Origin of the sequence: Sphingobium sp. DC-2, from assembly GCF_000722555.1 — a bacterium.
GTDB classification, from domain to species: Bacteria; Pseudomonadota; Alphaproteobacteria; order Sphingomonadales; family Sphingomonadaceae; genus Sphingobium; species Sphingobium quisquiliarum.
In genome coordinates, this window is sequence record NZ_JNAC01000105.1 from 1 (window position 1) to 9,627 (window position 9,627).

Sequence of the window (9,627 nt, forward strand, 5' to 3'; positions counted from 1 at the left end):
CCTCAAGCTCGCCTACCGTGAATCTGTGGCCGAATAATGCACAGGGGCCAAGACGAGTGCTGACATCGAGGCGGTTGCGGCCGAGCTGGGCCAGATCATCGAGGACCGTATAAAGGACGTGCTCGACGGCCCCGGCATCCGCAACATCGAGCGCGGCGAATGCGTCTATCCGCAAGTCGTCGCGGTCGTGCTGGCGGCCAAGGCGAAGCGCGGCCAATCCGGCTGACGCCGGAGGGGCGGGCTAACCCCGCCCCCTTTCGCCCGCTGGGCGAAACCGATGATCTCGGTGCCATGCAGAGCGCGGGGCGGGGCATCGAACCCCGCCCCGCGCAATCTCTTCTCTCTGTGTGTCGTGGCATTTTGGCATGGGTGCGCGCCAGCTTTCAAGGATCGGCGGTTCCCCCAATTTGCTGCGCAAATCGGCTCCCCCACCGCCCGCTAACGCGGCCGCTTCGCGGTCCCTGACAGCCGGCGCCGGTGCCCATGCCGGGTGTCTCCCGTCACCAACGAGAAGGAGAACCGGATGCACATCAAATTGTTTAGAGCACTGAAAGCGGCTAATCTGTCCGACGACGCCGCAGCGGAAGTTGTAGAGGCTATTGAGGAGTATATCGCCGTGAAGGTTCAGGAGGCGAACAAGGGAATCGAAAGCAAGCTGACGGCACAAACTTGGGTCATCGGCAGCGTCGGTTTCGTCCTCGCAGTCATCGGCCTCGCGCCCGCTTTCATCAAACTGTTCCAGTAAGACAAAGGGAGGCTTCGGCCTCCCTTTTTTTGCCGAACCGCCTGATTGTCAGGAGACGCAAATTGACCGACTTCGCACAAGCACGGCTCGATATGTTCGAGAGCGGTTTATTCGGCCAGGGCAATGCTTTCTGGCGCTGGATCGCCACGGACGAGGCGCGGCCCTATCTGACCGCTTTCGCCGTCGATCGCGCGCCACCCAGCGGAAGCGAGTTTTTCGCGGCCGATCTTAGCGCCGAGGATCTACTTGATTCCGAACACCTGGCCGAGCTGGCCCAGAAGATCGAAGCGGCTCACGGCTACCCCAAGACAGGAGAACGACAGTGACCGCATCACTCGCCGAGCGTCGCAATCCGCTCACCATCAAGCCCGACACGTCCAAGACGCCCTGACCGTCGCCCTGCAAGCCTTTCACTTGCCGGAGACGTTCGTTGAAACCGAGGGCGGACGATGGCAGTAAGGCACAGCACTTCGCGCCGTGGCTTCCGAAACACGCAGGAGAATTCAATGCGGAACATCGCTCTAGTCCTGGCATTACTTGCCACCACTGGCCCCGTAGCAGCGCAGGATTACCTAGGCACGCATCTCGACTCGGTTCGAGACGAAACACTGCGTCGTCACCAACAGGACATGGTGACGGACAGGCCTGGCGAGAGAAGGTCCAAGGCGCCTCCGCGTACCACGCCGTCACGGCAGGTTTCGCAGGCCGAGCGGCAAGCCGCCTTCTCTAGAAACAAGGCCGAGTATCGTCGCAGGATGCTGCGGGACGGCCCCGCCGCAGCGAACCGATGGCTGGACGAGCAGGCTGGCGCAGCCCCGGCCGACGCCCGTCCGAGGGCGACAACGCGCACCGGCAAGACGAGCTGCAAGAAGGTTCGCTGGGTCAATCGCGCGACGCCGGGATTCGGTGGAGGCCCGATGACAATGAGCCGGGTCGCCGTCTGCGCGGACTAGTTTGCGAGGGACGCGATCCGCCCCGACCCGGCACGACTTAAGCGCTTAAGCGAAGCCGCCCCTCGGGGCGGCCTGGTTCGCCTATCGCGACCCCGGCGTTGCGCCGGCGTCGGGTTCCTTGTTCGCAGCTCCGGCCGGCGGCCGCGTAGCATGCTCCGCACAGCTCACCCCTTCATTCCCTGCATTACAACCAGCTCCATCATTCTGCTGCACCACCACCAGGCGTGCCGTTGAGCTGTTGTTGCCGGGGTTAGGATCCACGACCCCCGCAGGTGGAGTCACCGTGGCCGTGCTGACTAGCCGCAGCCGCCTAGCGGCCCGCAGCGGTGGCCGGGGAACCGGCCACCGCACCCGCAATCCGAGACAGGAGCCACGCCATGAGCAACGACACCGAGACGGCAGCCCGTGCCCTGGTCGAAGCCACCCGCAGCGGCAAGCTCGGCGACGCCTACCGCGTCCTGGACAAACGCCCCGTGGACGAGGTGCAGGCAATCGCCTTGCAGGCCGGATTCTCGTGCATCAGCCGCACCAACCGGCGCAGCTTCATGGTGCACATCGTCCGCCAGGTGGCGGACGCCGCCCGCAACAAGACCGACGGCTACGGCCTGCGCGACCTCGCCGCCAAGGCGGCGCGCTGACGCCCGCCGCCAAGGGCCGTGACCGGCCCCTTGCGCCGTGCGCGCCGGGGTTATTTGCGAGTAGCTGTGCGCTGTTGCTCCGCCACGTCGCGGATCATAGCTGCCCAGCATCCCAAGATCATGCCCTCTTCATTATCGACTTCGCTTGTGGCGACCGCATAGATACCCAGCAAGTTTGCAACCTCGCTCGCCTCGACAATGCCTTGGCGCGCAAGCAGCGTGGCAAACATCGAGAGTGCTCCCCCCATTGCCCGCACCAGCGGCGCATCTTGTAGCAGTCGGTCAAATTCGCGGGGCGGGTTACTGGACATAGATTGTTCCGATCAAATTAAGCGACTGCCTTTCAGGACTTATCGCGGGAAGTGCTATCCGCTGCCAATAATTCGACAACCGATAATCCGAAAACATCGGCAAGGCTCTCCAAGGTAGCAAGCGTTGGATTACCATGTCCGCGCACCATGTATGAAATATGTGACGCCGCAACGCCCGAGCGTTCGGACAACTCCCCTTGAGTTATGCCTAGTTTCTTTAGTTCGCGAGCGATGTTGGCCCCTAGCTGGGCCATCAACGGCGATGTTCGTTTCAGGTATATGGTTGGCATCGTGTTCGCGTCCTTCTGGCTAGGCGCAGAATGTCGGCACGGGCAGCATGGCGCAATAGGGTTGCTCTAGAAGCTATTTGCGCCATGGCTTTCGCGCCTAGCGCAGATGGTATAGATTGTGCGCCATGTTCGTGCTGGAACATGGGATAATGAACATGCAGTCACCGATCGCGCTGTTTAATGCGAAGCTTGCCAAGACGGCGAACCATAGCGCAACGGCTTCGGCTGATAGCCTCGGCGGCAGCGCGATCGAGCGGATCAACGATCCTCACATTATGGACAAACTGCTAGCAACTCTCGAACCGCGAGAAGAGCAAATTGTGCGCCTAAGGATTGGTGGTCCCGAGGGGGAAGCGCAAACGCAGCGAACAGTGGCAAGTGTGGTGGGGCTTTCGCCTGGTTCGATCGGACAGATCGAAGCAAAGGCCTACAGACGGATGCGATGGGTGATGAACAATCTCGGCACGGACGCGGCCGTGCTCGATGCGCTCATTGCGAAGCGAAATGCTGATAGGGCGCGGGAAGAGGAAGTTGCCGCTAGCGCGGCCGAAGCAGCGGCCAGAGAGCAGGACCAAAAAAGGATTGATGCTCGACACCGCGATGAAAGGCGGCGCGCGAAAGCTCGAAAGCGAGCGTGGGAGCGCCAGCTACGCAAGGCGGAGGAACAGCACCAGGCCTTGAATGATGAGGCGGCTTATCTTGCGCAGCGCATAATCGCGCTAGAAGGACGGAACCGGGTCATTCGCATGTTTCTCCCCCGCAATTCTGAGCTTGAGCGATTGCGCGCAAGAGCGCGCCAGTGCGGAATTGAAATCGCACAAGCGGACGCAGGCATTGCCAAGCTTCGCTCATCGCCGCCCGAGGGGCCTGACCTTGCTGACTGAGAACGTTCCTTCCCCTGCCCCACAGATTGCCCGCGTCTATCTGCGCGTCAGCACCGACGCGCAGGATTTGCGTCGCCAAGACGCGATCGTGGGCGAAGCAAAGGCCGCAGGCTACTATGTCGCGGCGGTCTATCGAGAGAAGGCATCGGGTGCCCGCGCCGACCGCCCCGAGCTTTTGCGCATGATTGCCGATCTTCAACCCGGCGAAGTAGTGATCGCGGAGAAGATCGACCGGATAAGTCGTCTCCCCTTGACCGAGGCTGAGCAGCTGGTTGAGACAATTCGTGCGCGAGGCGCGCGACTTGCCATTCCCGGCGTCGTGGACCTGTCCGACCTCGCGGCCGATGCCGATGGCATCGCCCGCATCGTGCTCGAATCTGTTCAGGCGATGCTCTTGAAGATCGCCTTACAGATGGCCCACGACGATTACACCGATCGCCGCGAGCGACAGCGCCAGGGTATCGCCTTGGCAAAAGCCGCAGGTCGCAGCGGAGGGCGCAAAGGCGATCGGGCAACGCACGCCCGCATTGTGGCATTGCGCGAGGCGGGCAAGAGCATTGCCAAAACGGCAGAGCTGGCCGATTGCGACCGCAGCACAGTCAAGCGAGTATGGGCGGCGCATCGCGCCGCCCAGGTGCAAGAACCCAGCCCTCAGCGAAATCACCGTGAGCGGAAACGCTGATTGCCCTTTCTGTTCGGCTTCGCGCCGGTGGCAGCTGCCACCGGCAGTCCCCTGCCCGCGTCAACGGACTGCCAGCCAGGGAAAGAGCGGCGGAGCCGCGACAGGGTTTTCCAATCGCCCCCATGCCGATCGAGCGCAGCGACCTATGGGCGCCAATGGCCGGTGGCAGCTGCCACCACCGCCAGTCCAAATTGCTGCATCTACTCGGGCGGTTTCCTTTGGGCGTTGCTGTCTGACGGATACGAACTGCGCATCGCCACTAATGCGGGCAAGCAGAAAACCGGCCTTCGGCCTTGGGTTTCCGCAAGCGGACCCTCCCATTTTCAGCTTGCCCGCGTGGCTCAGCTCCGCCGCAAAAAATCCGTCAGCAACGCTTATCCAAAGGAGACTACCATGCAGAACATCGCTGAATTTCGGATCATCGGCCGCGTTGGCAGTGTCGATACGACCGATAAAGTCACCCACGTTTCCGTCGCCGCGAACTACAACCGCAAGGATGGCGATGAATGGAAGACCGATACGCACTGGAACCGTGTGACGTTCTTCCGCCAGCTGGCAGAGCGCGCCGCTGATCTGGGCAAGGGCGACCTGGTTCACATCACCGGACGGGTCCGCCAGAACAGCTACGAGAGCAATGGCGAAACCCGCTACTCGGTGGACCTGATCGCTGAGGGGCTGGGCATCCTGACGAGGGGCGGGGCTGATTAAGCCCCCTCCCTTTCCCCATAAGACGGGCGGCCTAGCGGCCGCCCTTTTTTGTGGACAATGCCTCTCATAGACCCTAACGATAATAGGGTCTAATTTTGCGAGGCATCTGTGGCGGCCAAACTGTTCAATCGTGTAGCGAGCTTGCGCATCGCTGCCGGACTTACGCAATCCGAGCTGGCGGCGAGGATTCACGTCTCACCTGAAACAGTCGCCGCCATCGAGAACGGCAGGCAGGACGCCACTTTGATAACGGCGCTCCGAATGTCCCACGCACTGCGAACTCAAGTGCCGAACATCTTTAGGGAGCAGCCTTTCCCTAAGCTGATCGGCTCCGATCGAGGCGAGAGCCGCACAGCTTAGGAGGTCACTATGCGCCGTCAGATCGTCAGCAAACTCCGGCGTGCAGCAAGCGCGCTACGGACGGCTATGCTTTTGGCGTGGCTTATCCTGCTGATCGCAGCTGGCGCGCTCATGCTGATCGTGGCTCTTATTGTCGCCACGCTGGCCCACGCTGCCTTTGGCTGGTGGGGCGTGGCCGTGGTCGCAGCTTTCGTGCTGGCGGCTATCTTCGGCAAAGATCCACCGACCGAACCAACCAGCCCGCGTCGCAAGCGCAAGGGCCTTCACCTGAATGACGATCCGAACCCATGGTATATGCAGTCGCAGTATCGCTTCGGATCGGGAAATAGCGCCGCCCATAACCGCTGGCACAAGTAGCCCGTGGCGCAGCCATTGAAGGGATTCTCAATGCGAACAATCGTAGTGACTAATGAGCGCGGTGGCATCGGCAAGACCATGCTTACCTGTCATATCGCGTGGCATCTGGCCGAGCAGGGCAAGCGTGTCGTGGTCCTTGACCTGGACAAGCAATGCCACAGTGCCGGAATGCTGAAAGCCGAGTTCGAGCAGATCGGGCCGGTTCAGTCGATACTCGACTTCGCCCCCGGCGAGGAACCTCCGGCGCTGGCTTGCTTCAAGAACACGAGGCAAGTGGTCGAACTGACGACTGACGGCCCGCAGCAGGGCCAGCACATCGCCGCCTATGTTCGCGCCATTCGTGCCGGCCTTGCCAAGCACTACGACTATTGCGTGATCGACACGGCCCCGGCTTGGGATGGCCGCAACCTTATGGCGCTGATCGCATCCGATTATGTCGCGGTGCCTTTAGACCCCGACAAAACCGCACGGCAATCGCTCAACGAGATTTCGCAAAGCATCAGCCTTGCCAATAAGGTTCGGGGGGAGGGCAACGAAACCCGCTTCGGGATCGTGTTCAATCGTGTGCAGACGACGAGTGAAGTGTCTAAAATGCTCATGGAGCGGATCGGGCAGGCGCTACCCGCCAATGTTGTCCCGCATACCATCCCGCACCGCGAGCATATGCGCGAGGCGGCCCTTCTCGAAATTCCCGTGTGGCGACTTGCCAAGGATACGCGCCGCAGCGCGCCGGTCCTGCGCGAAGTCGTCTCCTACATTGTCGATCAAGCTGAGAGGGAAGCCGCATGAGCAAGGCAGCTGTCAAACCGGCGAAGAAGAGCTTTGCCGACTTCGATATGGACGCGATGGATTTTTCGGCCGTCCCCGCGAATACCGAGTTCAAGGCAGCTGGGCGGTTTCAGCGCCTTCCGCTCGCTGACATTGATCCAGACCCCGCGCAGGTTCGCCGGGAGTTCGACCAGGCCGAGATTGATGCACTGGCCGCGACCATCAAGGACCGCGGCTTGCTGCAACCCATCGTCGTCGCGCCAACATCGAACGGCCGCTACATCATCCGATACGGCGAGCGGCGCTACCGCGCGTGCCGCCAGCTTGGTTTCGACCAGATCGACACCGTTCTGGATCAGGCCGACGCCGAACGCGATATTGGCCTCGACCAGTTTCTTGAGAACGAACAACGCCAAGCCCTAAGTCTGGCCGAGCGCGTCAGTTTCATCGCGAGCCGCGTCAGTGACACGCTTTCGACAAAGGATCTAGCCGCGCGCATCGCCAAGCCGCATTCGGAAGTGAAGCGCCTCTACTCGCTGCGCACCTTGCCCGAGGACATTCTTGCCGCGTTGAAGAATTGTTCTCCGCGCGCCGCCGTCGCCATCAAACACGCGATCGAGCTGGACGAGAAGGCCACGCGCAATTTCGTGGTCACGAATGAAAATCCGACAGCCGCCGCCTGCGAGCAGTTTCTTGCCACGCTCCAAGGCGGTCCCGATGAAGAGAGCGCTCAGGCCGGCGCCGCTAAACCGAATGACGATTCAGCGCTGCCCCAAGAATCGCGCGCGCCGGTGGCAGCTGCCACCAGTGCAGCAGATGAGCGTCGGGAGCGGCCCGAACTGGATGCCGGCGACGACGAGCGGGAAGGGGAGGGCGCTGCGCTTGCCGAGCGTTCCGATCACAAGCCGCGCACCCCCCGTCAGCCGAAAGAGGCCAACGACGCACCGGCCATCATCATTCAGGGCCGTCGCGGGATTGTTCTCAGCGGCCAGGTCACGGTTCGGTTCGACGGCGAGGCTGCGCCCCAAACCTTCGACTTCTGATAGCTTTTACCGTCCACGTTCACTCAGCATTGAGGCGGCGTGGAATTTTGAAGCGGTGGCAGTTGCCACCGCTTTTTGTTTGCGGGGTAGGTATCTACTGTATGGCGGGGTAGGTATCTACTGTATGGCAGGATAAGCCTTGCGGCGGCTAATGTTAACCGATACGCTCAATCCTATCGGATCGCGCTTCACGGTTGGGAGATACCTACCCCACATGGAAAAGACGCTGGGCTTCAAGATCGAGGCGGCCAAGCTCGCAAAGATCGACGCGCTCGCGCAGACGAGGGGAGGGCGCGGCCCCTTCATGCGTCAGCTGGTTGACGCGGTGCTCAGGCAGTCCGGGGCGGCCATCGAGGCCGCGCCTGTTGCCGACCGCGAGGCCGCTGGCGAGCACCGCCTTTATCTTCGGCCCACCGAAACCGAACTGGCCGTGATCCGCCATCGCGCAAAGGAGCGCCGCATGACCCCGGCGACCTGGGCGATGGCTCTTGTGCGGCGACACATCGGCATTGCCGCGCCTGTCGATCGCGAGTTGCGCGAAGAGCTGTTGAATTGCCGTCAGGCGTTACAGCGCATTGGCCGCAACGTGAATCAGATCGCCCGAGCGGCGAACAAGATGGCGCTGGCGGACAATGCAGCGGAGATCGCCGGCGAGCTGCATAAGGTCAACGACCTGCGCGCGGCGATCGGCGCGGCCGTCGAAGGTATCGGTGCAGCCACGAAGGCCGATCTTGTCTATTGGGAGGTGCCCGGTGAGCGACTTTGACAGCAGCTTTGAGGCGGGCCAGCTCGCCGCGCTGTTCAAACCAAAGCTGACCAGCGACCCGAACAGGCGCGGCGCCGACATGTTGCTGCGCTCGCTTAGTTCGAGGCGAGCAGGCCAGGGCGGGAGCACCCGGGCGCGGCTTGCTCGCATTGTCAGCCGTGCTCCGGAGGTCATGGTCAAGGTTACGGGCAGGCCGAAGGGCAAGAACCACGCGGCTGCGCATTTCGACTATATCGGCCGAAAAGGCGATGTGCCGCTTGAAACGCGCGATGGCGACATTCTGACTGACAAGGAAGATCGGGCGGCGCTGGCGCGCGATTGGGGCGATCCTGTCTATTGGCGTGACAATTCTACCGTAGCCGCCGTGAGCATGGTTTTTTCGATGCCGGCAGGCACAGACCCCGACAAGGTTCTTTCAGCGGTGCGCGAAGTCGCGCGGAGCGAGATCGGGCATGAGTGGGATTACGTCCTGGCGCTGCATACGGACACACCACGGCCTCACGTGCATGTGACGGTTGCAGCGCGCGGTGACACGGGGAAACGCTTCAACCCGCGACCTCAAATGCTGCATCATTACCGGGAGCGCTTTGCCGAGGAATTGCGGGCGAGGGGGGTTACTGCCGAGGCAACGCCTCGCGCAGCGCGCGGTGTCGGCCGAGCTGGTCAAAGCATGGCCCTGAATCGGATGCGGCAGCGCTACATGGCCGGCACCGCACCTGCACCGTTTGCCAATCAGAAGATCACTGCGGCCGCGCGAGACCAGCTGGCGGGGCGGTCCACCGCTCCGGATTTCGTGGTGCGCGGGCGGCAGGCATGGAATGAGACGCAACACCGCTATCTAGCCGCCGCCAAGCGCCTTGAGGCAAGCAGCGATCCAGCTGACCGCCAGCTTGCCGACCAGGTGCGGCAATTTGTGGGGGCAGGGCGAACGCCTACAATTCATGAGCGATCGGTAGCCGCGATGGAGCGGAAGCGGCAGAGCGAACGATCTAGGAACCGCGATCGTTCGCGGGAAGGGCCAGGACGATAGTTACTGGGGGCATCGCAGAATCTGGCCGTAAACGTACGCCAGTGGGCTCTGTTGCAAAAATCGTGAAGCTTGAGCATGCTTGGCGGAGATTG

Annotated in this window: 15 protein-coding genes; 12 read left to right on the forward strand and 3 right to left on the reverse strand. The window is 62.0% G+C overall.

What is annotated here, in order from left to right; all coding sequences use genetic code 11:
* A partial coding sequence (locus tag ET21_RS28590; protein ID WP_237751605.1) for a hypothetical protein occupies positions 1–217 on the reverse strand: 217 nt, incomplete at its 3' end.
* A 306-nt stretch (positions 218–523) separates the two neighbouring features.
* On the opposite strand from ET21_RS28590, the gene ET21_RS0118805 reads away from it, so the two are divergent.
* The 3 genes from ET21_RS0118805 (at position 524) to ET21_RS0118820 (ending at position 2,336) form a co-directional block, all read left to right on the forward strand.
* Complete coding sequence (locus tag ET21_RS0118805) at positions 524–745, forward strand: hypothetical protein (protein WP_004213291.1); 222 nt, start codon at positions 524–526, stop codon at positions 743–745.
* Between the two features lie 62 nt (positions 746–807).
* Positions 808–1,071: a hypothetical protein gene (locus ET21_RS0118810; protein ID WP_037471423.1), complete on the forward strand. Its 264-nt coding sequence runs from the start codon at positions 808–810 to the stop codon at positions 1,069–1,071.
* 1,004 nt (positions 1,072–2,075) lie between these two features.
* The gene (locus tag ET21_RS0118820; protein WP_030540871.1) at positions 2,076–2,336 is read left to right on the forward strand and encodes a hypothetical protein; all 261 of its coding nucleotides are present in this window, start codon (positions 2,076–2,078) and stop codon (positions 2,334–2,336) included.
* Positions 2,337–2,386: 50 nt separating this feature from the next.
* Here ET21_RS0118820 and ET21_RS0118825 read toward each other — a convergent pair whose 3' ends face one another.
* Both ET21_RS0118825 and ET21_RS27240 read right to left on the reverse strand, forming a co-directional pair.
* Positions 2,387–2,647 (reverse strand): hypothetical protein, encoded by a 261-nt coding sequence (locus ET21_RS0118825; RefSeq protein ID WP_228223103.1) that lies wholly within the window; start codon positions 2,645–2,647, stop codon positions 2,387–2,389.
* Between the two features lie 32 nt (positions 2,648–2,679).
* Positions 2,680–2,937: a helix-turn-helix domain-containing protein gene (locus ET21_RS27240; RefSeq protein WP_008827847.1), complete on the reverse strand. Its 258-nt coding sequence runs from the start codon at positions 2,935–2,937 to the stop codon at positions 2,680–2,682.
* Between the two features lie 125 nt (positions 2,938–3,062).
* Here ET21_RS27240 and ET21_RS0118830 point away from each other — a divergent pair, with 125 nt between their 5' ends.
* From ET21_RS0118830 to ET21_RS0118865, 9 genes are all read left to right on the forward strand, one after another.
* Positions 3,063–3,821 (forward strand): sigma factor-like helix-turn-helix DNA-binding protein, encoded by a 759-nt coding sequence (locus tag ET21_RS0118830; protein WP_051768229.1) that lies wholly within the window; start codon positions 3,063–3,065, stop codon positions 3,819–3,821.
* Positions 3,811–4,503 (forward strand): recombinase family protein, encoded by a 693-nt coding sequence (locus ET21_RS0118835; protein WP_030540873.1) that lies wholly within the window; start codon positions 3,811–3,813, stop codon positions 4,501–4,503. Before ET21_RS0118830 ends, ET21_RS0118835 begins: the two co-directional genes overlap by 11 nt.
* A 393-nt stretch (positions 4,504–4,896) precedes the next feature.
* Positions 4,897–5,211 (forward strand): single-stranded DNA-binding protein, encoded by a 315-nt coding sequence (locus ET21_RS0118840; protein ID WP_030540874.1) that lies wholly within the window; start codon positions 4,897–4,899, stop codon positions 5,209–5,211.
* A gap of 108 nt (positions 5,212–5,319) precedes the next feature.
* The gene (locus ET21_RS27245; protein WP_059153604.1) at positions 5,320–5,571 is read left to right on the forward strand and encodes a helix-turn-helix transcriptional regulator; all 252 of its coding nucleotides are present in this window, start codon (positions 5,320–5,322) and stop codon (positions 5,569–5,571) included.
* A gap of 9 nt (positions 5,572–5,580) precedes the next feature.
* Complete coding sequence (locus tag ET21_RS0118845; RefSeq protein WP_228168057.1) at positions 5,581–5,928, forward strand: hypothetical protein; 348 nt, start codon at positions 5,581–5,583, stop codon at positions 5,926–5,928.
* Between the two features lie 30 nt (positions 5,929–5,958).
* Positions 5,959–6,717 carry a ParA family protein gene (locus ET21_RS0118850; protein WP_030540876.1) on the forward strand — a complete coding sequence of 253 codons (759 nt, stop codon included), beginning with the start codon at positions 5,959–5,961 and terminating at the stop codon, positions 6,715–6,717.
* Complete coding sequence (locus ET21_RS0118855; RefSeq protein ID WP_030540877.1) at positions 6,714–7,739, forward strand: ParB/RepB/Spo0J family partition protein; 1,026 nt, start codon at positions 6,714–6,716, stop codon at positions 7,737–7,739. Before ET21_RS0118850 ends, ET21_RS0118855 begins: the two co-directional genes overlap by 4 nt.
* Positions 7,740–7,953: 214 nt before the next feature.
* On the forward strand, positions 7,954–8,505 hold the full coding sequence (gene mobC, locus ET21_RS0118860) for a plasmid mobilization relaxosome protein MobC (RefSeq protein ID WP_021245545.1): 552 nt from the start codon (positions 7,954–7,956) through the stop codon (positions 8,503–8,505).
* A 79-nt stretch (positions 8,506–8,584) separates the two neighbouring features.
* Positions 8,585–9,535 carry a relaxase/mobilization nuclease domain-containing protein gene (locus ET21_RS0118865; RefSeq protein WP_237751606.1) on the forward strand — a complete coding sequence of 317 codons (951 nt, stop codon included), beginning with the start codon at positions 8,585–8,587 and terminating at the stop codon, positions 9,533–9,535.
* The last annotated feature ends 92 nt before the right edge of the window (positions 9,536–9,627 follow it).

Bases quoted from the DNA above. Each gene is read 5' to 3' on its own strand.
- ET21_RS0118825 (WP_228223103.1), bottom strand. From the start codon at position 2,647: ATGTCCAGTAACCCGCCCCGCGAATTTGACCGACTGCTACAAGATGCG.
- ET21_RS0118830 (WP_051768229.1), top strand. From the start codon at position 3,063: ATGTTCGTGCTGGAACATGGGATAATGAACATGCAGTCACCGATCGCG.
- ET21_RS27240 (WP_008827847.1), bottom strand. From the start codon at position 2,937: ATGCCAACCATATACCTGAAACGAACATCGCCGTTGATGGCCCAGCTA.
- ET21_RS0118865 (WP_237751606.1), top strand. From the start codon at position 8,585: ATGTTGCTGCGCTCGCTTAGTTCGAGGCGAGCAGGCCAGGGCGGGAGC.
- ET21_RS0118805 (WP_004213291.1), top strand. From the start codon at position 524: ATGCACATCAAATTGTTTAGAGCACTGAAAGCGGCTAATCTGTCCGAC.
- ET21_RS0118840 (WP_030540874.1), top strand. From the start codon at position 4,897: ATGCAGAACATCGCTGAATTTCGGATCATCGGCCGCGTTGGCAGTGTC.
- ET21_RS0118820 (WP_030540871.1), top strand. From the start codon at position 2,076: ATGAGCAACGACACCGAGACGGCAGCCCGTGCCCTGGTCGAAGCCACC.
- ET21_RS0118850 (WP_030540876.1), top strand. From the start codon at position 5,959: ATGCGAACAATCGTAGTGACTAATGAGCGCGGTGGCATCGGCAAGACC.
- mobC (WP_021245545.1), top strand. From the start codon at position 7,954: ATGGAAAAGACGCTGGGCTTCAAGATCGAGGCGGCCAAGCTCGCAAAG.
- ET21_RS0118855 (WP_030540877.1), top strand. From the start codon at position 6,714: ATGAGCAAGGCAGCTGTCAAACCGGCGAAGAAGAGCTTTGCCGACTTC.
- ET21_RS0118845 (WP_228168057.1), top strand. From the start codon at position 5,581: ATGCGCCGTCAGATCGTCAGCAAACTCCGGCGTGCAGCAAGCGCGCTA.